Here is a 24918-nt window from a genome sequence, read left to right as displayed (position 1 = left end):
TCTTATGGAGGGTATTGCCGGGAACGAGATCCGAGGCTCCGACCGGGCCTAAATGCGCGGTCTTGACGGGCATCATTCACAACCCAGAACGCCCTGCGCGATAGGTTGATGCTCCCGGCAATTTATTTGTTACACAACAGTTTCGGACTATATATAGCAGCGAGCTGCGACGGGCTGTTCGCGGTGCCGGTAACTTGCGGCTAAAGGATGTGATGGATGAGCATTAAGGACACTATTGAGAGCGAACTGAAGTCGAGCGACGTTGTGCTGTTCATGAAGGGCACGCCGCAATTCCCCCAGTGTGGTTTTTCGGGGCAGGTGGTTCAGATTCTCGACCACATTGGCGTGGGCTATAAGGGCCTGAACGTGCTCGAAAATCCCGAACTGCGCGACGGCATCAAGACCTACTCGAACTGGCCGACGATCCCGCAGCTATACGTCAAAGGCGAATTCGTTGGCGGCTGCGATATTGTCCGTGAAATGTTCCAGGCTGGCGAGTTGCAGAAACTGCTCGGCGACAAGGGCATCACGCTGAACACACCGGCGTCGGCCTGACGGCGGCCTCACGCGCCGTCGGTTCAGCACGACTGGATCTCATCGTCGCGGACATCACCACGCTGGGCGTTGATGCATCCGTCAACGCAGCTCAAAGAATCTCCGGTCGCGGCGGTATTGACGGCGCGACTCGTAGGGTCGCGTGACCGCAAACGGTTGGCATCGCGACTGCCTCGCACGCAGGCGCCAGGAATCCTCAGAGTCCGTGCGGATAAGGCACGCTTTCCAGCCACGTCGCCGTGACCAGTCTAATGGTTGCATCCGCGGGGCGTTAGCGTGGGACGGCGCGGAAAAGCTTCTATGAGGAACCTTCCCGACCAAGGGCAGTTCTTGGCTCAGCCATGTACCTTGCACGGAGACAAGAATGAGAACGCGTTTTATCGCCCTAGCGCCGATGATGCTTGTTTTGGCGGCAGCTACCAGCCCAGCCCATGCAGACCAGCCGGGCGCAGACTGGATGAAGTCTGATCAGGTCATCGAGAAGCTAACCGCCCTGGGATACACAAATTTCAGTAAGGTTGAGGCCGATGATGGCCATTGGGAGTTGGAAGCCGATCTCAAGGGCGTCCGTTACGATTTGAGTGTCGATCCCAAGAGTGGTGAGGTCATCAAAAGCGAACCCGACAACTAATCACTTCGACCTTGGACAAAAAAAGCCCCGGAGCGATCCGGGGCTTTTTTAAATCGAGGCGGTGGGGTTAGCGCGAATAGAACTCGACGATCAGATGGGGTTCCATCTGCACCGCGAAAGGCACGTCCGCGAGTTGCGGAATGCGGATGAATTTCGCGCTTTGCTTGTTGTGATCGGCGTCGATGAAATCGGGCACATCGCGTTCGGCGAGCTGGTTGGCTTCCAGCACCAGCGCGAGCTGTTTGGATGCGTCCTTCACCTCGATGGTATCGCCGACCTTCAGCTTGTAGCTCGGAATATTGACTCTGCGGCCGTTCACCTTGACGTGGCCGTGGTTGATGAACTGGCGCGCGGCGAACATGGTCTGCACGAACTTCGCACGATAGACCACGGTGTCGAGGCGGCGCTCGAGCAGGCCGATCAGGTTCTCGCCCGAATCGCCTTTCATGCGGGTCGCTTCAACATAGATCGCGTAGAACTGACGTTCGGAAATGTTGCCGTAATAGCCCTTGAGCTTCTGCTTGGCGCGAAGCTGGGTTCCGAAATCGGAGAGCTTGCCCTTGCGACGCTGGCCGTGCTGGCCGGGGCCGTATTCGCGTTTGTTGACGGGGCTCTTCGGGCGGCCCCAGATATTCTGGCCCATACGGCGATCGATCTTGTACTTCGCCTCATTGCGCTTAGTCATCGCGTCCTCTTGTCAAAATTAAAGTCTGTGGATCGAGGAAACGCGCCCTCCTGTGCGGATGATCTGGACATGATGAAAAACCGGAAGACCGCTTTTCGGGATCATGACAAATCCGCCGCCGACAGGTCCGGCCCATAAGCTTGACGGGCAGGACCACGGGTCGCGAAACGCAACGCGGGCCAAAACAGGCCCGCGCGCAGGCGTTTTCTAGGGACAAACCGCTTTCCTGTCAAACCATGGCGGAGTCATTTTCGATCGGAAGAATGCCAAACGCGAACGCTGCGGGGAGCTGATCGCCGCTATATCACTTTGCGCCGAAGATTAGCGGCCTGATCCCGCGTGAAACCATGAATCTTCAACGGTTTGTCGCCGGTTCTGGCATCAGCTGATGAGACGCGGGTCGGGCTGGGACGCGGCCGCCGAAGAACGGCGCGAGCGCGCCCGTCAGCGCGTTGGAGCGGCCCGAGGTGAAGATCATTTCGGGCGGGAATTCGCGGCCGCCGGTGGCGCTCGGCGCGAGTGGTTTCAGCAGATCGACGACGCGGCGGGCGATCGCGGGCGCCGGATCGATCCATGACACCGGCCATGGTGCGAGCCTGAGCAGCCGATCGAGCAACAGCGGGTAGTGCGTGCAGGCGAGCACGACGACATCGGTGCGCAGATCCCCACCATCGCCCGCCGAAACGAAACATGGGGCGACTTCGCTCAGGATGTCGGCGTCGCTGACGGGCTTGCCGCTCAAGGCGTCCTCCGCCAACGAAGCCAGGCGCGCCGCGCCAACAAGCGTTACGGTGCAGGCTTGCGCGTGATTCCGGATCAGCGCCTGAGTGTATTCGCGCTGCACGGTCGCCCGGGTGCCGAGCACCGAGACGCGCTTGGTTTTCGACGCGGCGCAAGCCGGTTTGATTGCCGGAACCGTGCCTACGAACGGCACCGAATAGGCGGCGCGCAAGGGCCCCAGAACCGAGACGGACATCGTGTTGCACGCGATCACCACGATGTCTGGGGCGTGGGTGCCGATCAACTCTCCGACCAGCGGCACCACGCGGGCGATGATTTCGTCTTCGCTGAGGCGGCCATAGGGGAAGAAGGCGTCGTCGGCGACATAGACATATCGTGCAGCGGGGAGGACGCCGACGATCTCCCGCAGCACGGTGAGGCCGCCGAGGCCGGAATCGAGGACAAGAATGGTTGGAGTGTGTGACACGCGAGAATATTAGGGACGGTCGGTTACCGCGGAGTTTTTACGGATTGTGTCGATTTGTCCATCTCGGGACAATCATACCTTAAGACAAGGCGATCCCCAACGCTCGCAACATCACGGTGGGTGCAACGGCTTTGTGCCGTGGAGAGCGATGCGTGGGAAGTCCTGGACCAGCCGTCGGGCATGACCCGGAAAACGTCTATAATATCATATTTTCAATATGCGGTTTAATACTAACAAAGAAATCAGCCAGATTTCAGCGCTGCTCGGACGAAACGCTTCGTTCGGAGAAAGACTCGTAATACCAAGAACGTGGTGCCCTTGCTTCATTCCGGCTGAAAGGCTCTAGCGCAATCCTTCGTAGACCATGAAGCCGCGTGCGATCTCGAGCTTTTTCAGTGCGCGTGGGACGAAACGTTGCGGCGGATGATTCAGATAGCGCCACGAAGTGAGCGTGAAGTCTATCACGGGCTGCCGGCTGGGCTGCATCGGCGCCAGCAACCCGGTCAGGCTGGTTGGGGTATGGGTGCGATTGTTGAAGGGGAGCAGCAGCAGTTCGAAGTGTGCGAGCGATCCGTTCCGCTCGGTGGCAGTCAAACCAGCGACCGCGACCAATAGTTCGTCGGACACGATGCCGAGCATGTCGGTAATTTGGGCGCGGCTTGCGGCCGCGAACAGTGTTGAAAAATTCTCCCCCTTAAGGTCGCGGTCGAGCAGGGCGCAGATCCGGGTTCCGGCAACGCGGAACGGATAACCGCGCTCCGGCTCGTAGGAGAGCACGAAGATGTCCCCGAGCAGCTGGCGAACTGCACTCGGTTCAATGACGCGGCGGTCCGGAGCACGCTCGCCGTCACGTTTCTCATCCCAGTAGGCGAAGAATGTGCGGTTCGATGGGTGTTTCATGATGCAACCGTCCTGACCGAGGTCCAACCGGACAAATCTGTCCTATTTCAAGGCACCTCAGCCGTTTGCTGTTGTGCAGGAGCGGTGTTGCAGCGTCCATGCCGGAGGCGGCTTTTGCGTCAGCGACCCCAGGCAATTGTGCCGTTAACGTTAAATTAACCACCGAGCCAGGTTCGCCGGAAACAGGCTATGATCCCGCCGCGTCATGCGTTCTCTTCAGGTTTCCGCGGATGTATCGAGCAGTTGCAACCGTCACGAAGATCGGAAGCGGATTTCTTTTCATCGAAATCCATCCGGCCCCATACGATCAAGGGAGGGTTTCTCAGACCCTCCCTTATACTTTTACGGTTGGCGTCGAGGCGCATCCCGTGCGGCGCGAGAGATTCGTTCGAAAAATCCGCCCCTTCGATCTTGTAAGTTGCTGCCGCCAACATCGACAGCGAGAGCCGGACTGAGTATGAGTCGGCATAATCCGGCCCGGACGGTCGGTCAAAATGGTGGTGGTATGAGACCGGATAGAGCACGGTTCGCCGACTATCCTGTACTCGATAATGGCAGAGGCAAACGCTGAATGAGACAGGCGGGGAGAGTCTTGCGGTTTTGGGTGCCCATTCTAGGTCTTACGATCGGCCTTCAATCGGCCTGTATTCCGGCCCAATCTGATGAACTCGGGAGTAGCCGAACGCCCGTTGCAGAAGTCCAGTTCCCACCGGCTCACCTTATCAAGGATGTGGCTGATCATCCTCGCGCTGGATCCGTTGTTCAGGTGAGCGAGGTCTCAGCTGAAAAAGGAGAGGTCTCAGCGGAAAAGGAGCTCCCAGCAGAAAAAGAAGAGGTCCCAGCGGAAAGGGAAAGAGAGCACGGCGCTCGAAGTCCTCTGGAGATGCTTACTTGGTTTCTGAAGGGCGCGGCATCGCTGACTGCAATGGTGCTTTTCTATAAGGGACTGAAATGGTGGGTGTTCCGCAAGCGGCAGAGCGAGTAACGTATCCACGTCATGTGCTTCTTGCGCGACTGTTTTGACGCTTGTTTGAAAGCGTCGTGTTGTCGAGAATGCCCCGCGATATGCGGACCAGGGAAGGGCCGTCTGGACCGCCGCCATATACCCGGTTTTCGTGAGCCGGATTCGCCCGCTTGAGCCACCAGGTCGCCACCCTTGGACTTTCCCTCAGACCCTTCGTCAGAACCTCGGCGTGAACCGATCCTGACCCTGCCGGGGCCGTTGATCGCCTATATTGGCCTTCTCGCGATTATTCATGTCGTGTGGTCGGCGATGCCGCCAGATCTGGAATATTGGATCATTGAGGCGTTCGGCTTCATTCCGAAGCGTTACGATCCGAATCTTCTCGCGACAGCGTTTCCCGGAGGAAGCGGCGCTAAGGTCTGGACATTCGTGACTTATTCGCTGCTGCACGCCAACCTCAGTCACATCGGCTTCAATATCTTGTGGTTGCTGCCCTTCGGCAGCGCGCTGGCGCGCCGTTTCGGCGCCTTCAGATTTTTTCTTTTCATGGCGGTGACCGCCGTTGCCGGCGCGGTCGCGCATCTAGTGACCCATGAGCACAATATTGCGCCGATGATCGGCGCGTCAGCCTCGGTGTCGGGCGCAATGGCTGCGGCGATCCGCTTCGCCTTCGCGCAGGGAAGTTTTCTGTCCTTGGGCCGCGGCGATGCCGACGCTGCCGCGCAGGTGCCCGCGCTGTCGTTGACGCGCGCCCTGCAAAATCCCCGAGTGTTGGCGTTTCTCGCAATCTGGTTCGGTATCAATATCATTTTCGGCATGGGATCAGTTGCAATCGGCGCCGAGCCAGGCAGCGTTGCGTGGCAGGCTCACATGGGCGGCTTTATGGCGGGCCTTCTATTGTTTTCATTGTTCGATCCGGTGCCTCGTTCTCCGCGCGACGCCGAGAATGCGTCTTCCGACGCGGATCATGTCTAACGATTGCTTGCGATGCAGGCTGATTTCATTCATCATCCCCTGGTCAGGCGAGTTTAAATTCGTTCGCGTGCTGGAAACGATGACCCCGTTGATGCGTTCTACTCGCGAGCAAAACTGGATGTTGGTTGTCGCCTGAACGCTAAAGGCAAGGATCGCGCAAAGTGATCCCGCGCGATCCCTCCAAGGGAAGCGACAATGACAGTATGTGCCATTCTCAGCGCCAAGGGTTCTCAAGTCGTAAGCGTCGCGCCCGACGTAAAGCTTTCGGCGGCGCTCAAGATTTTGTCGGAAAAGCAGATCGGTTCCGTGCTCGTCGTGAGCGGTACGCGCATTGATGGCATTCTGTCCGAACGGGACGTCGTCCATGTACTGGATAAACGCGGCGCAGTTGCGCTCGATGAGCCCGTCAGCCTCGCCATGACCCGCAAGGTCGTCAGTTGCCGTCTGTCGGATACGGTCGCTCACCTCATGGAAGTCATGACCGCGGAAAAGTTCAGGCATCTGCCGGTGGTGGAGGAGGGCAAGCTGGTAGGCATGGTCTCGATCGGGGATGTCGTCAAGCTGCGCGTCCAGGAATATGAAGCCGAGCAGGAGGCGCTGCGCGAGTACATCAACACGGCCTGAGCACGTGCTGCATTAAGGATCGGTCCCGCTTTCAGGGTCCGGGACGCCAGCAACGTCCGGTGCCGACGCCGGCGCGAGAACTTCGATCGCTTCTACAATCGCGTCGATCGCTCGATCTGCGGCACGTGCACCGTGCGCGATCAGATCGCCGGCGCGGTGAAAGTCGAACCAGCCGATCTGGCCGACCCGCGGCGAGATCAAAAGGTCCGGCGGGTCGCCAGCGAGCCGCGCGCGCGTGATTCGATCCTGCATAATGTTAAACGCGTCGGTCATGACCGACACAACACCCGGGCGACTGCCGCCGGCGAAGAATTCGCGCTTAACCGTTCGCTCGAGCGAAAAGAACTTGCCGAAGCCAAGTCTGCGCGGCGGGGGCTCGACGACGACCTCCTCCTGCACCTCGTTCTGCGTACCATGAGAGAATATCGTGGTGCTGCGGCCGAACACGTCATTAGACAGGTTGGCCGCGATCACAACTTCGGCGCCCAGCGCGCGGGCGGTGGAAACAGGCACCGGGTTGACAAGCGCGCCATCGACCAGCCAGCGGTCGCCAACCAGTATCGGCGCAAAGATACCCGGAAGGGCATAGGACGCACGCATAGCATTGACCAGTCGCCCGTGCGTAAGCCAGATTTCGTGGCCAGTGCGGACTTCCGTTGCGACGCTTGCGAACTTGAGTGGCAGTTCTTCAATCTGGATTTGACCGAGCGACGCCTCGAGTTGGGCGGTGAGCTTGGCGCCGCCGATCAGTCCGGAGCCGTTCAACCGGATATCCAGATAACTGAAGAGACTGCGAGGCTGCAGGCTGCGCGCCCACTCCTCCAGAATATCAAGACGACCGGCGGCATAGGCGCCCCCAACCACCGCTCCAATCGACGTGCCCACCACGACATCGGGCTCGATGCCGTGCGCGATCAGGGAACGGAGAATGCCGATATGAGCGAAACCGCGCGCGGCCCCGCCACCCAGGGCCAGCCCGATCACTGGCCGCCTGACGCTACCCAATCCTACTTTTTGGCCGTTCGACCCATTCTGGTCGCGACCTTTCAAACCCTCCAGCACGATAGGATTCTCCGACTGCCGGCATCGGTTACCATGCTGCCGGCGGACACGGTGAGCAAAAGGATGACTTATTGCTTGCTTGGCAGAAATTATCACCGGATAGCGGCGTTTCAACCCGATGGGCCGGTTTTTAAGTCTTCCACAGCGGGATGCAATTCTGAGCAAGTCCCGAGGCTTGAATTCGCCGTGTTTTCCGGGAAGAACCGGCGCCATGATCTTCGGGGGAAATCATCGATGTAATGTGAGCCGACGCTCATGGCCGTTCCTTGTTTCGGTCGTCACGCTTCTCGCGACCTTTCCATACGCCGCGTCAGCACAATTGTTTGGCGAACGTCCGCCGCCGGTCCCGCCAGCATCCATTCCGGAAGCTCCGTCGGAACCTGCGATCAGCCTTGCGCCGTCCTCCGGTCCGGCATCCACGCCAAATCTACCAGCGCCATTGACTCAGGTGCCGGCCGCCGCCGTGCCGCTGACGGCGCCGCCTAGCATCGCGGCTCCGGCGCAGGGGGTTCTGTCGTTGACCGCGCGCTACGGTAAGGATCTGCCGGTCATCAACAGCGGGCTGATCTGGCGAGTTTATTCCGAACGACCCGACGAGACCGGTGCCTTCAAGCTGGTGCGCGAAAACCATGATGCAACTCCCAGCCTCGTGCTCCCGCCGGGGGGCTATGTCGTGCACGTTTCGCTGGGGCTGGTCAGCGCCGCGCGGCCTGTGACACTCAAGCCTGACACCGACCGCGAGTCGTTCGTGTTGCCGGCGGGCGGCCTGCAGATCGAGGGTCGAGTCGGCGCATCGATGATCCCGCCCAACCAGATTTCCTTCAGCATCTACAAGGGTAGTCAGTTCGAGGGCACCGAGCGCGCGCCGCTGGTGCCTAATGTCGCTGGGGGCGACGTTATGCTCTTGCCGGAAGGTACTTACTACATCGTCTCCACCTATGGCGACGCGAACTCGGTCGTACGCTCGGACATCAGTGTGCAAGCAGGAAAGTTGACCGACGTAACGATCTCTCACCGTGCCGCGCTCATCACCCTGAAACTCGTCAGCGACAAGGGCGGCGAAGCGCTGGCCAATACTGCGTGGTCAGTTCTGACGCCTGGGGGTGATGTTATCAAGGAATCGATCGGAGCATTTCCCAGCGTGATATTGGCCGAGGGTGAGTATCGCGTCATCGCTAAGAACGAAGGCAAGGTCTTCGAGAGGGGCTTCGAGGTCTTCAACGGCGTGGACGGAGAAATCGAGGTTCTCGCGCATTAAAGCTCCCGGATCCGATGTATCAATATCGGGTTGAACCTTTTTGTTTTAGCGCCCTTTTCTTTGAACGAACCACACCTCAGTTCTCGACATACTTCATTCGAGCCTTTCCGCTTCTGATGGGATCAGAAGCGGCGCTTCTATGATTTTGATTTGCCACGTTTTCTTCACGCGAACCAATACCCTTCGCTCGAAAACGCTATGGAAATCCTCTCACGGGGCATTCACGCCGCGCCAGCGGCCGTAACGCCACGGCCGGTACCAGGTAGCGCCGGATGGTTTCGCTGCGGGAACATTATCGATGCCGGAGGTTCCCCAAGGATGGCAGCGTAAGATCCGCGCCAACGTCATCCAGCCGCCACCCCAAAGCCCGAAACGCTCGATTGCTTCATCGCCGTAGGCTGAGCATGTCGGCAGGTGCCGGCAGTTGAAACCCACCAGCGGCGATAGGGTATGGCGATAGATCCAGATCAACGCTCGGCCGACATTGCGGGGCAGCCGCAAAGCGGCACTTGCGCAAGCCGGGCAGAACCTGGAACTTTGCGGCGTCGGCTTCATGAACGCGGAGCTTTCCTCTCAGGTGCGAGAGATGCATGCCGCAGGTTCCCCCGAAGAACCAGATCAAGCTGCAATATCGCCACAGGTGGCAGAATATCGCACACTCCCAGGAACAATCGCAGCAAAGGTTTATGGACGCTGACAAGTCTCACGGCTAGTTTCTGCTAACAGGATCATCGTGTTGAACGTAGGGTTATGCGTTCGGGCTACTGCATCGGATTGGAACATCGAGCTGCGTTAGATCAGGCAACATCGGCTGTGGGGAAGGGACCGAATTGAGGTTCGCGAAATCATCCGGCTTCTACGGACGGACGCTTCTGTGCGCGGCAGCTTTTTGTTTTGCCTTTTCAGGTTTCGCATCTGCGTTTGAGCAGGGTTCGACGAAAGAAAACCTCGAGGCACGCAAGCATCCGATGCGTTTCTCCTGGATTGCTTGTGAGCCGCACTGTGGGAGCTGGATCAGCGCCGTTGGCCTCGTAACGAGCGAAACTCCGAAAGCCTTCAACGACTTCGCTGCCGGGCGCGATCTTACCGGTGCGACGGTCGTGCTCGATTCCGGTGGTGGCTCGGTCAACGATGCCATTGCGCTCGGGCGGCGCTGGCGAGAACTCGGCGTGCGCACCACGGTTGGGGCCAGCGTCGTCGTCAAGACGGTGGCGGGTGATCGCGCAGCTGTGTTCCCCGAAGCCTATTGCGAGTCCATGTGCGTGTTCGTGTTGCTGTCGGGAAAAACCCGCTATGTGCCTGAGCGCGCACATGTTCGCGTACATCAGATCTGGATGGGTGATCGCGCGGACGATGCCAGGGCTGCGAGCTACACTGCCGAGGATTTGATGATCGTAGAGCGCGATATTGGTCGGCTCGCCAAGTACACCTTTGAGATGGGCGGGTCCGGCGATCTGCTGCACCTGGCGCTCAGTATTCCTCCCTGGGAGGCCCTTCACGAATTGTCGCCAGCGGAATTGCGCTCCGCCAATCTTATGACGACAGACCGCGCCGCGGATGTGTTGCCGGGTGGGGAGGTCGTTGAGGCGCCAGTTGCCGATATTGTCACAAAGCCGGTGCAGGATCGCTTTCCCGGTATAACGAATGCACCCGCTGCGGCGACGATGACCGGCCAGCCGACCAAGACAGCTGAAGCAGAATCCGCCGGGCACGCTGCGGCGAGCGCTGCTCCGGACCGGCCTCAATAACGACACGAGAGCCGTTCCGCTCCTGACGGGAGCAGAAGCGTGGCTCTATGATTTGATCTGATGGCTTTCTTCCCGCGAACGGTAACCGGGGAACTTTAGCTTTGGGCGGTGGTCAGCGCGGCTGATTTTGTCTCGATCTGACCGATGGCATCGACGACCGCATCGAACGTCAGCATGGTGGATGCGTGGCGCGCCTTGTAATCGCGCACCGGTTCGAGCAGCGCGATGTCGGCCCACTTTCCTTCGGGCGGTGCGCCGTTTTCCTTCAGCATCCTGTGAACGATCTCGCGCAACTCGCGGAGTTCGCTGGCGGTCGAGCCGACCACATGGCGCGCCATGATCGAGGAGGACGCCTGGCCGAGCGCACAGGCCTTCACGTCGTGCGCGAAGTCCGTGATAATAGAGCCATCCATCTTGAGATCGATCTTGACGGTGGACCCGCACAGCTTCGAATGAGCGGTGGCGCTGGCGTCTGGCGCCGCAAGACGGCCCAGGCGCGGAATATTGCCGGCCAGTTCGATAATGCGAGTATTGTAAACGTCGTTCAGCATAGGTTTCGACATTGAATTCGCTGAAAGAGGCGGAGCGACGCTCTTGGCGGCGGGAACCTCGAAGCCTATATATGTATCTATTGCCGGGAAACGCAATCCGGCGATTTTCCGTCGCACCCGGATTGAAGTTCGATTCGGACGTTGCAATGTTGAATATCAAGGGACTCAGGCGTCCGGTGGCGTGCAATGCTGCCCCGTCTGCCCGGTGACACTCCGGTCTCACGCGAGGCCGGTCGAACGGAGTGAAGATGGACGCTTTGATCAAGCCGCTACGCGGCAGCAAACCTTCTGACGTCAAATCCAATAACGTCAAACCTGCCGGGTTCTCTCCTGCCCAGCTGGACCCGTCGGAGTTTTTAGCGGCGGTTCAGCCGAACCGGCAACGCCCGTCGCGGCATGAAGCCGAAGGCGCTATCAGAACGTTGTTGTCCTATATCGGGGAAAATCCGGACCGCGAGGGGCTCCTCGATACTCCACGCCGGGTGATCGAGTCGTATGACGAGATTTATCAGGGCTATCATCAGTGTCCGGCCGAGGTGTTGAACCGGACCTTTGGTGAAACGGCAGGCTATGATGATTTCGTGCTGGTGCGTGATATCCAGTTCACCTCGCAGTGCGAGCACCACATGATGCCGTTCTATGGCAAGGCACATATCGCCTATACGCCGGTGGAGCGGGTGGTCGGGCTGTCCAAGCTGGCGCGCTTGACTGACATCTTCGCCCGGCGGCTCCAGACCCAGGAGCACATGACCGCGCAGATCGCCGCGGCCGTGGACGAGGTGCTTAAACCGCGGGGCGTCGCCGTGATGATCGAGGCGGAGCATACCTGCATGTCGGTGCGCGGCGTCGCCAAGCATGGCGCGATGACGTTCACAAGCCGGTACACGGGCGTATTCCGCGACAATCCCACGGAGCAGGCGCGTTTCCTGTCCATGGTACGAGGGTAGCCGCGTTAAATCCCTCCACGATATTCCGAAGGGATTTCCTGTGTCTGGATCAAAACCTTCATCCGAGGTCGAGGAGGGGCTGATGTTCCAGCCCCGCTTTGACGCGTCCGGACTCGTGACCTGCGTTGCCACGGATGCCAAAACCGGCGACGTTCTCATGGTCGCGCACATGAACGAAGAGGCGCTGCGGCGGACCGTTGAGACCGGTGATGCCTGGTATTACAGCCGCTCACGCAAGGCCTTATGGCGGAAAGGTGAGAGTTCGGGTCAGATCCAGCGAGTGATCGAGATGCGAACGGACTGCGATCAGGACGCGGTCTGGATCAAGGTCGAACAGCAAGGCGCCGCCTGCCATACCGGACGGCGCTCGTGTTTCTACCGGGCAGTGACAAAAGGCGATGGCGACAAAATGGGCCTTTCGTTTGTGGATGCCGACAGGCTCTTCGATCCGGCCGATGTTTACGGCGCGAAGGCCTGACGGCTTTGGGTTGTGCAGGCCTCCGTTAAGGCCCTGTTAACCATAATCTTCCACCTTGCGATCCGAGCGAATAGCCGTCTGGAAACGTCGGAATAGACGACGGATTTTCCGGTGCTATGCAGGCGGGCGGTCGCGGGAGCGGAGATCAAGATGAGCGTCGATGCCGCCAACGCCGCTTCGGGACTGAGCGGAATTTTCGGCGGAATAACTACCGCCATCAAGCGGGCAGCCGAGGCCACGGGAGCGAGCTTCGAATATCTGCTCGCGACCGCCAAGATGGAATCCAATTTCAATCCTCATGCCGCTGCCGGCACGTCGTCCGCCAAGGGCCTCTATCAGTTCATCGAGCAGACGTGGCTCGGCACGGTAAAGGAGGCGGGACCGGCGCTCGGCTTTAACGGCTATGCCGACGCTATCGCCAAATCGCCATCTGGCAGCTATTCCGTCGCTGATCCGGCGACCCGCGCCGCTATTCTCAAGCTGCGTGATGACCCGGCTATCGCGTCAGCCATGGCGGGGGTGCTGACGCAATCCAACAGTTTCAAGCTGACTGGCCTGATAGGCCGCCGTCCGACCGACAGCGAACTCTACATGGCGCACTTCATGGGCGTCAGCGGAGCCGCGAAACTGATCGCGAATGCCGAGGACAATCCACAAGCGTCCGGTGCGCGGCTGTTTCCGAATGCCGCCGCCGCCAATCGTCCGATCTTCTATGATTCTGACGGCCGCGCACGTAGCGTCTCGGAAGTCTACGCCGATCTGGACCGGCGCTACGCTGTCGCCGCCAATTCGCCCGCGACCCGTATGGCCATGACGTCTGAAACGCAGTCCTCGACGCCATCCGACCAGGCGGCCTATCTGTCACGCCTGCCCGACGTGCGCGGCGTCGCGCCGATCGCGGCTTCCTCCTCGGCCGCGCCAAGCCAGCCGACGTTCCGTTCGCTGTTTCAGGTCGGCGAGCGTACCCAGCCGGTGTCTCCGGTCGTTCAGGAATTGTGGGGTGCGCCGTCCACCACGGCGCAGAACCCATCGGTTTCAGATCCGCGTCCGCCGTTCGATCTGTTCAGCGATCGCAGCGGTGCTTATAGCGGGTAGGGGCGCAACGAACCCTGGACGAGTTTAGTCGTTTGTTGTTTTCCGAACGACGCTGCGCACTGCTAACCCCTCGCATGACGATCTAACGCGATCGTCTCATCGTGCGCGTGAACTCGCCGCGTTAACGAAGCGTCAACGAAGGCAAACGGTTATGGTGAACCCTTTGTTAAGCGTCATGGTTTATTTTCTATGACCGACACCGTTTCGCGGTGTCGGTGCGTAAGCCGGAAACACCATGATCGTTCGGCAATTCCTAAGCTGGGTACGGACCGCCCCCGCAGGCGAGCGGGCCGAAGCGACGCGAGCGCTAGCCCGCGCGTGGCTCATATCCGATCTGTCCGATGACGACCGCGCCGCTGCCGAGGGCGGGCTGCTGTTGCAGCTCGATGACTCGTCTCCGCTGGTTCGCCGGGCGATGGCGGACGTTTTCGCGCGTAGCGCGAGCGCGCCGCCGGCCATTGTCCGGGCACTGTCGGTCGATCAGCCGTCGGTCGCTATTCCGATTCTCGAACATTCGCCACTCTTGATCGATGCGGACCTCGTCGACATCGTCGCGACCGGTAGCTGTGAAGTGCAGTGCGCCGTCGCGCGCCGCGTTCACGTGCCGGTGTCGGTCTGCGCAGCCCTTGCCGAGGTTGGCTCGGCGGCGGCGGCACTTGAACTGATCGAAAATCCGGGCGCGAATATCGCGCCGATGTCATGGGACCGCATCGTCGAGCGGCATGGTCATCTCGCGGCGATCCGGGAATCGATGCTGGCGCTCGAGGATCTGCCAGTAGTCACACGGCTCGCGCTGGCCACAAAGCTTTCGAACTCGCTGGCGCAGTTCGTTGTCTCACGGAGTTGGCTCAATGCCGATCGCGCCGGCCGTGCGGTTAGCGATGCGCGCGATCGCTCGATCGTTGACATCGCTGCACATGCGCGAGACGACGACATGTGCAGTCTGGTCGCGCATCTGCGCGCCACCGGGCAACTCACCCCCGGATTGATTTTGCGCGCGCTGCTGTCGGGCAATACGGAGCTGTTCGACCATGCGCTGGTGGAACTGTCCGGCCTGCCTTTAAGTCGCGTCACCGCCCTGGTTCATGATCGCGGCGGCGCCAGCCTTTCCGCGCTGCTGACGCGGGCGGGGCTGCCGGAATCCACGTTCCCTGGGTTTCGCGCCGCGCTGGAAGCGCGCGACGAGATTGGCTTTGTCGGGACGGTCGGCGGTACGACGCGGCTACGCCGCCGCATGGTCGAGCGTGTGCTGACGATGTGCGAAACGGCGCCCGCTGAGGTTTCGGAGCCTCTGCTGATCCTGCTGCGGCGGTTCGCGACGGAATCGGCGCGCGAGGAAGCGCGTGTGTTCTGTGACGAACTGGTTACCGAAGCAGCCGCGGAGCCTGCGCGCGACGAAATTGATGAAATGCCGGTTTGCGAGCCGGAGTTTTACGAACCTGAGTTTCGTGAGGAGTTCCGCGAACCTGCCCCCTCTATAGCGTTTTTGAGCGGTTCGCGTGAAGAAAACGCATCAAATCAAAATACGAGAGTCCTTCACCGTCTCCGTGAAGCGGTGAAGGATTTTAGGCCGCAATTTCTTGACCGCTGGGCGTTCAAAACTCAGTTCGACAAACACGAGCTTGATGAAATTGAGCTTGACGACGCGAAGTCTTGTGAAGCTTTGCTTTATGAAGCGGAGCCTTATGAAGCGGAGCCTTATAAAGCTGAGCCTTACGAAATTGAGTCGTACGGAATTGAGTCTTACGAAGCCGAACTTTGCGAGGCTGGATCTTACGCTGTTGCGTCTTATGAACCGGAACGCCTCGAACCGAGGTTTGACGAGCCGGCGTCATATGAGTCCGCGTCCCGTGAGCCGAGCTTTGGCGAGCCCAAAGATTCACCGCGAGCATATCGCGAACCGCTGCTCAGCGATCTACTTGCGGCGGCGTAGTTCGTTCGAGCGAAGACTTAAAATTCATCGCTCACGGAAACGGCAAAGGATTTCTTTTGGTTTGACGCGTTCTCTTTACGCGAAGCGGATTCCACTTCGTTCAAAAAAAACGCTCGATAGGGCTGATCTTCCAGCGGAAATCTTAGTGATAAAAGAAGCCGCGTGAGAACAGATCCTCAGCCGCTTGCAGGAACGGCCGAGCGCTATTCTGTCGGCGCAATGCTCGGCGCGAGAATGGCTTCAAGGTGTTCGGGACGGTCCTGGTTGACCGTTGCGAGATATTCATCGGCGACAAGACGCAGTTTCCGGTTGATCTCCTTTGCCATGGCCTTGGTGCCGGGGCTGGCGTGCTCGCGCACGATCGCCTGGATCGCGTTGATGTGATAGGCGATCAGCTCCGCAGGTACCCGGTCGAGAGCCGGCGAATGTTCGATGATGCGGCAGAGGCTTTCGGCACCGGCGGCGGCGGCGGGATACTCGAAGGTTGCGGCGTCGCCTTTGATGTCGTGCGCGGCGCGAAACAGTTCGTCGCGCGTGGCCGGCGTGAATCCGTTCTTGAGAATGGCCGCGTGGGCGGCGACAAGGCGGTCACACTCGATCGCCATCCACTTGGAGAATTCGTCCGAAAGCCCCGCCAGGGCCTTTTCGGCAAGCGCGATCGGGTCGTCTAAATTTTTCTCATCGATCAGCCGAACGACGTTGCGCAGCCGATTGGGCGGGGTGATGACGTGATGGTCGGCGAATGCCTGGATCGTCAGTTCGGCGGGATCTTTCTTCTGCATCGCCGTGCCTTTTAGCCCGGGGCTCGCGCCTTATCCAGCAGCGATGGCTGCGGGATAACGTCGGGCTCCTTGGTGCCGCGGCGCTCGGGGCCAATATAGCCGTTGCTGGTATTGCGCCGGCGGTCCGGACCGAAATAGTTTTTGGTCTTGATGAAAGGGCGGGGCGAGACCACGACGTTCAGGATTCGTTGATAGAGCCCCTTGGCTGAAATCGGTTTCGCCAGGAATTCGGTGACACCAGCATCGCGCGCGACTGTGACGCGCCGCTTCTCCGAGTGTCCGGTCAGCATGATGATCGGGGCGAACGGGTTTCCCTTCGAGTCCGGCTGGCGGATCATTTGCGTAAGCTCGATGCCATCGAAGATCGGCATCGCCCAGTCGACGATGACGATGTCCGGAACATAATGAGTAAACATTTCGAGGGCGGTGGCTCCGTCCTCGGCCTCGTAGACTTCGCGCGCGCCAAACGAATGCAGCAACGTGCGCAGAATGCGGCGCATGTGTGCGTTGTCATCGCAGACGAGAAACCGCAGCTTGTTGAAGTCAATGCCGTACATGATGCGGGCCCGGTATACTTGCCGTTAACTATATGCCGTCGCCGTTAATGAATGGTTGCCGTTCCTTCTGTCTCCCTTGGGGAGGCGAGCGAAAGCAGCGAAATTCGAGCCAGCGAGGGCGACAAAAGATCAATTGCCTCACCAGTTTCTCGCGTCGTTCGAAACCGTCCGCTCTAAAAGAAGGGAGAGGGAAGGGACTCAGTATCCGAACTGCTCTCTGAGGATTCGTTCCTCGAGGCTGTGGCCCGGGTCGAACAGCATTCGCATTGAAATCATTTTGTCCGATGAGACCTCGACGCGGCGGACGTTGCGAGCTTCATCGTGATCGGCGACGGCGGCCACCGGGCGCTTTTCGCCTTCAAGCACCTCGATTGTCACCACGGCCGTATCTGGCAACAGCGCGCCGCGCCAGCGCCGCGGACGGAAGGGACTGATCGGAGTCAGAGCGAGCAGCGCCGCGTTGATCGGCAGGATCGGTCCCTGCGCCGACAGGTTATAGGCGGTCGATCCGGCCGGCGTGGCAACCAATACGCCGTCGGCGACAAGTTCGGCCATGCGTTCGCGCTCGTCGATCAGGATGCGCAGCCGCGCTGCCTGGTGGGTCTGGCGAAATACCGATACTTCATTGATGGCGTGATGATTATGAATCGCGCCATGAATATCGGTCGCGCGCATCAACAGCGGATGGATAACGGTGTCGGTCGCGGCAGCGAGGCGCGCCTGGAGATCATGCCGGCTGTATTCGTTCATCAGAAATCCAACCGTGCCGCGATGCATCCCGTAGATCGGCTTTCCCGACCGCATGTTCCGCTGCAGTGTTTGCAGCATCAACCCATCGCCGCCGAGCGCAACCAGCACATCGGCGTCCGCGGGATCGCGATTGCCATAGGTCTCCACCAACTCTGTCAGCGCCTGCTGGGCTTCTGGACTTGCGCCCGCGACAAAGGCGATCCGGTTATAGGATTGGGGTGAGGGCATGATGGTTCGCAGGCTTCCGCAACTGCCGTTGACGTGTTGTTTTCGGTCACGCCGGCTATCGAAGAGGCACTTAACCGCGCTTTGCGGTCGCGTGTCGAGGCCCGGGTCAGTCCATGGTTAGCGGGAAAGGACAAGGCTCCGCCGATCGCGCTTATGACCAACTGTTCATCAAGGTGAACAGAGGCCGCCATCGCGCTTCAGCGTGCATTCAGCTACGCGCTTTCATGATGGGGGTCTTATCGAAGAGCCCGGCCATCCGGACGGCGACCTCGGCGATCCACGCTCCAAGGAGACCAATCGATGTTCAAGACGATTTCGGCCGCACTGCTTGCGGCTTCCGTGTTTGTTGCGCCCGCGATGGCTAGCACCTCCCGCACGGACCAGGCCCCGGCGGCCAAGACGGCGACCGTCAACTCGAAAGTGCTGAACGCCAACGCCAAGGCCAAGGCCAAGACGAAATCTCATCACCGTCATCATAGCGCCCCCAAGCAGAGCTAATTCCGTCACGAGGTGCGATCAGGGCTTGCGGCGATCGCTTTTGGCTGCCGCAAGCCTCGATTCGTCGCAACCCGAACTTTTGCCCGGATAAGCGAAATACGAATTTGTTTTCGGCAGCGGACGGTTTAGTGCTTTCGGGAGAAATACAAACCGGAAAGACGGACGGACGTTGGGGGCATCTGCAAAATTCCTGGCGATCGTGATGCTGGCGGCATCGCTCGCGGCCTGCATGACCGACAGCGAGCAGGGCGGTGGTCAGGGCGGCCTCGTCTATACCGATGATCGCGGGGTGGCTAATCAACCATTTCCAGCCGATTATCGCGCTCAATTGCTGGCGTTTCTCAGAACCTACCTCAATAACCCCGCCGGCATTCGGGACGCTGCGATGGCCGAACCGGCTCAGCGCACCGTCGGTGGCAGGCTGCGTTACGTGAGTTGCCTGCGCTATAACGCCCGAGAAATCGACGGTAGTTATCGGGGTGTGGTGCAGCGTGCGGTCGTGTATGTCGATGCGCGGCTCGATCGCATGATTGAGAAGGTCGATGACATCTGTGCGGGCGCGGTCTACGCGCCGTTCCCGGAACTCGAGAAGCTGACGCGCTGAGCCACCGGTAGGGCTCGGCTTCGGGTCTCAAATCATTTGATCACATTTTGACGAGTCTGGAGCCCTTAGGTCCGCAGAGATTCTGTGGTGGAACCGCGGCAAACGAGGCCCTGTTTTTCCGGGCGACAGTTCCTACATAGGAACAGCGTTGTGGTGCGCCGACGTCGCCGTTATGCAGCCCGGCAACCAAATTCGCGCCACGTTGTTTGACCAAGGTGAACGAACGATGGTGGTAATCCAATGAGAGGGGAAACCCATCATGAAAAAATTCTTGCTTACGATCGCTGCCGTTGCAGCCGTCGCTGCACCAGCATTTGCGGCTGACCTTCAGCCGCGACCCTATACCAAGGCGCCCCTGCCCTCTACGCCGCCGCAGGCTGTCTACAACTGGACTGGCTTCTACGTCGGCGGCCATCTCGGCGGTGCGTTCGGCGGCGGCCTGGGGGGAAGCGACGGTCGTTTCCTCGGAGGCGTGCAGGGCGGTGCCGACTACCAGTTCGCGAACCAATGGGTGCTCGGCATCGAGGCCCAATATAGCTGGCTCGCCAACTACAGAGGAGATGTGGTCTTCCCTGGCGGCAGTATTGTGACTGGTGGTAACCCCGGCTTGGGCTCAGTGACCGGTCGGCTCGGCTATGCCTGGGGGCCGGCCCTTCTGTATACCAAAGGCGGCTATGCGTTCAGGGACAGCACGCTGGGTGTCTCCAACGCGGCCGGGGTGCCGCAGGCTTTCACAACCAATGGAAATCGGGACAGTGGTTACACTGTCGGTGCAGGTCTTGAATATATGTTCGCGCCGAACTGGTCCGCTAAAGCAGAGTACCAGTATTACAACTTCGGCAAGACGACATTCGGCGCGGGTTCTCCGGCTGATGTTGTCGGAGCGAGCTTCCGCAACGACGAGCATACCGTCAAGGCCGGCGTGAACTATCGCTTCGGCTGGGGCGGACCGGCGGTCCCTCATTACTGAGATCGCCTCCAGATTATCCGCTCGGATTGAATGGCAAAGGCCGGCTTCGCCGGCCTTTATTAGTTGCGCATGATGCGATCTGCTGTCCGATTGCGGATCAAATGCGGTCGACCTATTTCGCGGCGCGTAATCCATAGTCGCGGGCACGCGTCATCTTAAAGCAACCATCACCACTTGTAGGAGAGGCTTCCCGTGATGCGGCGCCGGTCGCCGTAGTAGCATGAAGTAAAACCGCCACAGCCTGCGACATAAGCGGTGTCGGCGATGTTCATAACGTTGATTGCCGCGCGCCAGTTACTCGCCCATTCGTAGTGAACGGCAAGATCAGCCAGTACCACGGACGGAACGGTAAGAAGATTGGCGACGTCGGCGAAAGATGAGCCGACATAGCGCACGCCGCCACCGAGACCAAAGCCGTCCAGCGAGCCTTCCCTGAACGTGTAGTCCGTCCATAACGAAGCAATCTGCCGCGGGACGGTGGTCGGAACCTTACCGATCAAGGTCGGATCGAGATCCTTGCTGATGAACAGGTCGTAGTTGGTATAGCTCGCAACCACTTTGAAATCGCGGGTGATATTGGCCACGGCTTCCAGTTCGAGGCCGCGCGACGTCACCTCGCCATTCTGTCTCTGGAAAGTCGGATTGATCGGATCGACAGTCAGGGCATTCTGGCGTTTGAGGTCGAACAAAGCGATGCCGAACCGTGCGTTCAGACCAGAGGGCTGGTACTTCAAGCCGACTTCAGTCTGCACACCGGTTTCGGGTAGGAGCAAATTACCGGCGGCATTGATGATCACGATCGGGTTGTAGCTCGTTGCATAAGAAACATAGGGTGCAACGCCATTGTCAAAGTTGTAGATCAGGCCGGCGCGGCCGGAAAACTTGCTGTCCTGTCGGGTTAAAGTAAATAGGTCGGTATAGACTTGCTTTACCCAATCGTTGCGGGCCGACAGGACCAGCGTCAAACGATCCCACTTGATCTGGTCCTGCAGGTAGAGGCCGGCCTGCTTTTGTGTCACGCGGCCGTCCCGATAAAGCGGGCCGTCGAAGGGCGGGTTAACGCCATACACCGGATTGAGGACGTTCAGATCGGTAGCGGGCCCCATACCCTGTTTGTCGTCGAGCGCATAATGTTTTAAGTCAAGACCCATCACCGCGGTATGCCGGAACGGACCCGTCGCAAAGCGATACTCAAACTGATTGTCCTGACTGAGTTGAGTCGCATTATTGCGGGCGATGAAGGTGCCGCGCGCGATGTCGGCTGCGGCCGGAGTGGTCGCGTAGCCAAACCCGATTATGCCGTTATAGTCAGCAGCGACATTCGCAACGCGCCCATTCTGGCGGAACGTCGCGTTGTCCGAGAGATGCTTCTCGAATTGATAGCTGACCATTTTTTGCTGCCTGCTGTAGTCGCCGACAGAGGGGTCGCCGATAAACAGGTTCGCCGGTATTCGGCCGAACGGAGCGTCGGTCACGGTTCCGACATAAGGCAGAAAACCTTGCACCCTCGTCCTGTTCTGGGATGCCATGGCGAGCACCGTAAGCCGCGTGTCCACATCGGGTAGAAAGGTCACGGACGGCGCGATGAAATAGTTGTCGTCGTTGACGAAGTTCGTCTGCGTGCCGCCGCGATTGACCTGGCCGACGGTCCTGTAGAGAATTTTGCCGGATCCCGGCTCGGTCGTCGTGACAGGACCGCCGAAGTCAAACTGCGTGTAAGCGTTGCCGAAATTGTTGACGCCGGCCTCGATAAAGCCAAGGCGCTCGGCGGGAGGCGCCTTGCTTACGGCGTTGACCAATCCGCCCGGCGCCGATCCGCCGTACAAAATTGCTGACGGGCCGCGCAGCACCTCGACGCGTTCAAGATTGAACGGCTGCAGTTTCCAGCCGGTAAAAGTGGAACTGTAGAGCTGCAGGTTATCGAGAAAAAGCGAGTCATTCTGCGCAAAAAATCCGCGGATAACAAACCAGTCATCGCCATGATCCTGCCCATACTGGGCAGCCACGACTCCCGGCGTATAGCGCAGGGTATCATCGAACTTCGAAACGATTTTCTGGTCGCGGATTTGCTCGGCCCCAATGACTGAAATCGACTGCGGCACCTCGATCAACGGCGTATCGGTTTTCGTGGCTGTTGCGCTGCGGTTTGCAACGTAACCTTGCACCGGCCCCCGCGCGGTCTCGCCCTGTACGTCGATGGTATCGAGCGAAATCGCTCCGGCCGGCGCCGCGCCGCCGGCCGCTGACGGCGAAACGATCGTGATCGCGTTTGGACCGGTGGCCCGTGCGACGAGGCCGGTTCCGCTCAGGATCGCCGACAACGCCTGGTTAGCAGTCAGCTCACCGTGGGCGCCGCCCGTCGTTTTGCCCCGCGCGATCGACGCATCGAACAACACCTGCATTCCGGTTTGGGCGGCCAGCCGATTCAAGGCCGTCGTCAGCGGGCCAGCAGGAATGGACATGGTCCGCGCCACGGACGCAGGCGCATTCTGAGCAACTGCCGGCACGACGAAACCGGTTGCAAGCAGCGTCGTCCCCAACAGGAGTGATCGAGCCCGCCTCAAAATCTGTGATTGTCGCCGCTGCCCCGTTGTTTCCCCCGCCATCGAACTCGTCCCCAAAATCATGCCGCTCCGCCGGGATGGCGGAAAATCAGCCTTTCAATGGAGTGACGAACGAAGGGAACGCTTTGGGACTCTGGACGATGAGGAAAGTAACTTGGAAGTTTCAAGTATCGATCGAGCGCCTTGTGACGTCAGTGACGTCAAGCCCGTGTGTGACGATGGGAGAGATGGATTTTCAGCCCCGCAGCACGATCAGCGGACCCATCCGGATCACACTAAGTCCCAGAGACTCGCGCAAGAGCGCGAGCGCCGCATCGGTATCGGTGACGGTAAATGTACCGCTGACGCGGCGTCCGGCGAGGTCCGAATTCGATATGATGATACGCCCCGCAAAATGGCGACCTATCTCTGTCACAACGTCGGCCAACAGCGCATTGTCAACCACGAGTTGGCCCCGGCGCCACGCCAGCGCGGTATGAGTGTCGGCCTGCCGAACATCCTTCACCCTGCCGTCACGGTCATATACGGCCTGCTGGCCCTCGTTCACCCGGACCGCAGGGTCGGCGTGCGTATGAGGAGTGACCGATACAGCATGTTCGGTCACCGTCACTTCTGTTGAACTCGGATCCAGCCGGACATCGAAGGCCGTCCCGAGCGCGGTCGTCAGCCCGCCATTCGCCTCGACAACAAACGGACGATTTGTATCCTTCGCAACCTGGAAGAATGCCTGACCGCGCAGCAATGTTACCGTACGAGTTTCTGCTGTAAATCGGTAGGAGATGGCGGAAAAGGCGTTGAGCTGAATGGTGGTGCCATCCGCCAGTTTGATGGTCGGCATTTCTCCCGTGCCCGACCTTGCATTGGCCAGAAGCCGCATCGGGCCGTCGGAATAGACGAAGGCGCCGCCGGCGAGCGCCGCGCCGAGAATCGCAACCGCAAGCGTCTTGGCGACACGCGGGCGCGGCTTGACTTTGAAATTCCGCAGGGCCGGATCGTTCAAAATGACCGTGCGCGCTTCGCCCATCAGCCGCTCGGCCGCCTCGTACGCCGTTCTGTTCTCCTGGCCTCGGTCGAGCCACTCCTCAAATGCGCGACTTTCGTGTGCGCTTTGATTCATGTCACGATTCTTCAGCACCCAGGCAGCGGCTTCTTCATGTCGTTTGCGGCTTGCCTGCGCTGATTGGTCGGTTGTCATCGCGACTCCTGATCGCTTCTCACCCATCATGGAGACGAGCGAGTCCTGTTGAGAAGGACTCTTACTCGATACCGAGCAGGCGATCGAGGCAATGCGCGAGTGCCCGCCGAAGGTGCCGGTCGACCATATTTCGCGAGATATTGAGCTTTCGCGCGATCTGGTCGGGCTCGAGCCGGTGGAGACGGTGCAGGACGAAAACGGCGCGTCGTCGCGCCGGAAGCTCCGCAATGGCCTCGCGCAACACCGCGAGGCGAGCCTCGACCTCGAGACCATAATCAGGCGCGGCCGTTTCGGCAGGAACCGCGAGCGCCTCGACCGCTGTTCCTGAGAAAAGGTGCTGCTCGAGCCGCGCCCGGCGCATGCGATCGATGCCGAGGTTGATCGCCGAGCGGCACAGGAAAGCGCATAATGAATGCTTACCCTTCAGGACGTCGGGCTGTTCGGCAAGCTTGATATAGAGATCGTGGACTACATCCGAGACGAACCCGCGTGCGCAGCCGCGGCGAAGCACCGCCGCCTTGATGTCGGCGTAGTGCGCTTCGATGGCGCGATCCAGAAGGTTGTCGCTGTCAAGAATGCCGGCCGGCGCCACGCTACGATTCCTGTCTGAGTATGCAGGCATATACAGAGACAAATAAGGTGCAGCGCAAGCTCATAACTTTAGATCGCATCTAAATCAGTCCCGCATTCGAAGCGGGATCAGCTCCTCTTGGTCACGGTCAGGCCAGGAAGTCGGTGCGGAATTCGGCTTGAATGGGGGCATTATCCGCAGTAACCCACCCGCGGTTCGATGCCGCCCGTGTGCCGGATCGTAAGGGGTGAAGAATGGCCAAAGCGAAATTTGAACGTAACAAGCCGCATTGCAACATTGGGACGATTGGTCATGTTGATCATGGCAAGACGTCATTGACGGCTGCGATTACGAAGGTTCTGGCGGAGACGGGCGGGGCGACGTTCACGGCGTACGACCAGATTGACAAGGCTCCGGAAGAGAAGGCGCGCGGCATCACGATTTCGACGGCGCATGTGGAGTACGAGACGGCGAACCGTCACTATGCCCACGTCGACTGTCCTGGCCATGCTGACTACGTGAAGAACATGATCACGGGCGCGGCGCAGATGGACGGCGCGATCCTGGTTGTTTCGGCGGCGGACGG

At 59.7% G+C, this 24918-nt stretch carries 27 protein-coding genes and 1 pseudogene; 15 read left to right on the top strand and 13 right to left on the bottom strand.

Features of this window, described 5'->3' with window-relative positions:
• The first annotated feature begins 216 nt into the window (after positions 1-216).
• Both grxD and GGQ85_RS15000 read left to right on the top strand, forming a co-directional pair.
• Positions 217-555, top strand: coding sequence for a Grx4 family monothiol glutaredoxin (grxD, locus tag GGQ85_RS15005; RefSeq protein ID WP_079446450.1), 339 nt, complete (start codon positions 217-219; stop codon positions 553-555).
• 364 nt (positions 556-919) lie between these two features.
• Positions 920-1186, top strand: coding sequence for a PepSY domain-containing protein (locus tag GGQ85_RS15000; protein WP_079446451.1), 267 nt, complete (start codon positions 920-922; stop codon positions 1184-1186).
• Positions 1187-1253: 67 nt separating this feature from the next.
• Here GGQ85_RS15000 and rpsD read toward each other — a convergent pair whose 3' ends face one another.
• The 4 genes from rpsD to GGQ85_RS14980 all read right to left on the bottom strand — a co-directional run bounded on the left by rpsD (position 1254) and on the right by GGQ85_RS14980 (position 4502).
• Entirely contained in the window at positions 1254-1871 is a 618-nt protein-coding gene (gene rpsD, locus GGQ85_RS14995) for a 30S ribosomal protein S4 (protein WP_079446452.1), read from the bottom strand.
• A gap of 355 nt (positions 1872-2226) precedes the next feature.
• Positions 2227-3078: a glutamate racemase gene (murI, locus tag GGQ85_RS14990; RefSeq protein ID WP_309775169.1), complete on the bottom strand. Its 852-nt coding sequence runs from the start codon at positions 3076-3078 to the stop codon at positions 2227-2229.
• A 342-nt stretch (positions 3079-3420) separates the two neighbouring features.
• Positions 3421-3978, bottom strand: a complete 558-nt coding sequence (locus tag GGQ85_RS14985) for a PAS domain-containing protein (RefSeq protein ID WP_309775168.1) — start codon at positions 3976-3978, stop codon at positions 3421-3423.
• 203 nt (positions 3979-4181) lie between these two features.
• Positions 4182-4502: a hypothetical protein gene (locus tag GGQ85_RS14980; protein ID WP_309775167.1), complete on the bottom strand. Its 321-nt coding sequence runs from the start codon at positions 4500-4502 to the stop codon at positions 4182-4184.
• Between the two features lie 242 nt (positions 4503-4744).
• On the opposite strand from GGQ85_RS14980, the gene GGQ85_RS14975 reads away from it, so the two are divergent.
• The 3 genes from GGQ85_RS14975 (at position 4745) to GGQ85_RS14965 (ending at position 6541) form a co-directional block, all read left to right on the top strand.
• Positions 4745-4963: a hypothetical protein gene (locus tag GGQ85_RS14975; RefSeq protein WP_309775166.1), complete on the top strand. Its 219-nt coding sequence runs from the start codon at positions 4745-4747 to the stop codon at positions 4961-4963.
• A 171-nt stretch (positions 4964-5134) separates the two neighbouring features.
• On the top strand, positions 5135-5917 hold the full coding sequence (locus GGQ85_RS14970; RefSeq protein ID WP_309775165.1) for a rhomboid family intramembrane serine protease: 783 nt from the start codon (positions 5135-5137) through the stop codon (positions 5915-5917).
• 195 nt (positions 5918-6112) lie between these two features.
• Positions 6113-6541 carry a CBS domain-containing protein gene (locus GGQ85_RS14965; RefSeq protein ID WP_309775164.1) on the top strand — a complete coding sequence of 143 codons (429 nt, stop codon included), beginning with the start codon at positions 6113-6115 and terminating at the stop codon, positions 6539-6541.
• Between the two features lie 12 nt (positions 6542-6553).
• Here GGQ85_RS14965 and GGQ85_RS14960 read toward each other — a convergent pair whose 3' ends face one another.
• Positions 6554-7603 (bottom strand): patatin-like phospholipase family protein, encoded by a 1050-nt coding sequence (locus tag GGQ85_RS14960; protein WP_309775163.1) that lies wholly within the window; start codon positions 7601-7603, stop codon positions 6554-6556.
• A gap of 211 nt (positions 7604-7814) precedes the next feature.
• Here GGQ85_RS14960 and GGQ85_RS14955 point away from each other — a divergent pair, with 211 nt between their 5' ends.
• Positions 7815-8861, top strand: coding sequence for an RgsD C-terminal domain-containing protein (locus tag GGQ85_RS14955; protein ID WP_309775161.1), 1047 nt, complete (start codon positions 7815-7817; stop codon positions 8859-8861).
• Between the two features lie 210 nt (positions 8862-9071).
• Here GGQ85_RS14955 and yidD read toward each other — a convergent pair whose 3' ends face one another.
• Positions 9072-9416, bottom strand: a complete 345-nt coding sequence (gene yidD / locus GGQ85_RS14950) for a membrane protein insertion efficiency factor YidD (protein ID WP_309775160.1) — start codon at positions 9414-9416, stop codon at positions 9072-9074.
• A 275-nt stretch (positions 9417-9691) separates the two neighbouring features.
• On the opposite strand from yidD, the gene GGQ85_RS14945 reads away from it, so the two are divergent.
• A complete protein-coding gene (locus tag GGQ85_RS14945) occupies positions 9692-10609 on the top strand; it encodes a COG3904 family protein (protein ID WP_309775159.1) in 918 nt (305 codons plus the stop codon).
• 95 nt (positions 10610-10704) lie between these two features.
• Here the strand turns inward: GGQ85_RS14945 and GGQ85_RS14940 are convergent, their stop codons facing one another.
• Entirely contained in the window at positions 10705-11160 is a 456-nt protein-coding gene (locus GGQ85_RS14940; RefSeq protein WP_079446461.1) for an iron-sulfur cluster assembly scaffold protein, read from the bottom strand.
• A gap of 248 nt (positions 11161-11408) precedes the next feature.
• On the opposite strand from GGQ85_RS14940, the gene folE reads away from it, so the two are divergent.
• The 4 genes and pseudogenes from folE to GGQ85_RS14920 form a co-directional block, all read left to right on the top strand.
• Entirely contained in the window at positions 11409-12107 is a 699-nt protein-coding gene (gene folE / locus GGQ85_RS14935) for a GTP cyclohydrolase I FolE (RefSeq protein WP_079446462.1), read from the top strand.
• A gap of 40 nt (positions 12108-12147) precedes the next feature.
• Positions 12148-12585 carry a phosphoribosyl-AMP cyclohydrolase gene (hisI, locus tag GGQ85_RS14930; protein WP_309775158.1) on the top strand — a complete coding sequence of 146 codons (438 nt, stop codon included), beginning with the start codon at positions 12148-12150 and terminating at the stop codon, positions 12583-12585.
• A gap of 150 nt (positions 12586-12735) precedes the next feature.
• Positions 12736-13680 carry a transglycosylase SLT domain-containing protein gene (locus GGQ85_RS14925; protein ID WP_309775157.1) on the top strand — a complete coding sequence of 315 codons (945 nt, stop codon included), beginning with the start codon at positions 12736-12738 and terminating at the stop codon, positions 13678-13680.
• 235 nt (positions 13681-13915) lie between these two features.
• Positions 13916-15082 (top strand): annotated as a pseudogene (locus GGQ85_RS14920) (DUF2336 domain-containing protein); the annotation flags it as partial.
• A 734-nt stretch (positions 15083-15816) separates the two neighbouring features.
• Here GGQ85_RS14920 and GGQ85_RS14915 read toward each other — a convergent pair.
• The 3 genes from GGQ85_RS14915 to GGQ85_RS14905 all read right to left on the bottom strand — a co-directional run bounded on the left by GGQ85_RS14915 (position 15817) and on the right by GGQ85_RS14905 (position 17930).
• Positions 15817-16395 (bottom strand): Hpt domain-containing protein, encoded by a 579-nt coding sequence (locus GGQ85_RS14915; protein ID WP_309775155.1) that lies wholly within the window; start codon positions 16393-16395, stop codon positions 15817-15819.
• An 11-nt stretch (positions 16396-16406) separates the two neighbouring features.
• Positions 16407-16952 (bottom strand): response regulator, encoded by a 546-nt coding sequence (locus GGQ85_RS14910; RefSeq protein ID WP_079446466.1) that lies wholly within the window; start codon positions 16950-16952, stop codon positions 16407-16409.
• A gap of 198 nt (positions 16953-17150) precedes the next feature.
• On the bottom strand, positions 17151-17930 hold the full coding sequence (locus GGQ85_RS14905; RefSeq protein WP_079446467.1) for an NAD kinase: 780 nt from the start codon (positions 17928-17930) through the stop codon (positions 17151-17153).
• A gap of 300 nt (positions 17931-18230) precedes the next feature.
• On the opposite strand from GGQ85_RS14905, the gene GGQ85_RS14900 reads away from it, so the two are divergent.
• The 3 genes from GGQ85_RS14900 to GGQ85_RS14890 all read left to right on the top strand — a co-directional run bounded on the left by GGQ85_RS14900 (position 18231) and on the right by GGQ85_RS14890 (position 20002).
• Positions 18231-18428 carry a His-rich protein BRANT gene (locus tag GGQ85_RS14900; protein WP_079446468.1) on the top strand — a complete coding sequence of 66 codons (198 nt, stop codon included), beginning with the start codon at positions 18231-18233 and terminating at the stop codon, positions 18426-18428.
• Between the two features lie 169 nt (positions 18429-18597).
• Entirely contained in the window at positions 18598-19032 is a 435-nt protein-coding gene (locus tag GGQ85_RS14895; RefSeq protein ID WP_309775154.1) for a hypothetical protein, read from the top strand.
• Positions 19033-19291: 259 nt separating this feature from the next.
• Complete coding sequence (locus GGQ85_RS14890; protein WP_079446471.1) at positions 19292-20002, top strand: outer membrane protein; 711 nt, start codon at positions 19292-19294, stop codon at positions 20000-20002.
• A 167-nt stretch (positions 20003-20169) separates the two neighbouring features.
• On the opposite strand, the gene GGQ85_RS14885 is transcribed toward GGQ85_RS14890, so the two are convergent.
• The 3 genes from GGQ85_RS14885 to GGQ85_RS14875 all read right to left on the bottom strand — a co-directional run bounded on the left by GGQ85_RS14885 (position 20170) and on the right by GGQ85_RS14875 (position 24383).
• Positions 20170-22464: a TonB-dependent siderophore receptor gene (locus tag GGQ85_RS14885; RefSeq protein WP_309775153.1), complete on the bottom strand. Its 2295-nt coding sequence runs from the start codon at positions 22462-22464 to the stop codon at positions 20170-20172.
• Positions 22465-22801: 337 nt separating this feature from the next.
• Positions 22802-23761 carry a FecR family protein gene (locus GGQ85_RS14880; protein ID WP_309775152.1) on the bottom strand — a complete coding sequence of 320 codons (960 nt, stop codon included), beginning with the start codon at positions 23759-23761 and terminating at the stop codon, positions 22802-22804.
• 61 nt (positions 23762-23822) lie between these two features.
• On the bottom strand, positions 23823-24383 hold the full coding sequence (locus GGQ85_RS14875; RefSeq protein ID WP_309775151.1) for an RNA polymerase sigma factor: 561 nt from the start codon (positions 24381-24383) through the stop codon (positions 23823-23825).
• Positions 24384-24586: 203 nt separating this feature from the next.
• On the opposite strand from GGQ85_RS14875, the gene GGQ85_RS14870 reads away from it, so the two are divergent.
• Positions 24587-24918 (top strand): GTP-binding protein (locus tag GGQ85_RS14870; RefSeq protein ID WP_309775149.1); only part of this gene is annotated, 332 nt, incomplete at its 3' end.

Origin of the sequence: Nitrobacter vulgaris, from assembly GCF_031453995.1 — a bacterium.
Taxonomy (GTDB): Bacteria; Pseudomonadota; Alphaproteobacteria; order Rhizobiales; family Xanthobacteraceae; genus Nitrobacter; species Nitrobacter vulgaris.
The sequence above is the reverse complement of the archived record's forward strand: the minus strand, read 5'-3'. Positions and strand labels throughout refer to the sequence as shown.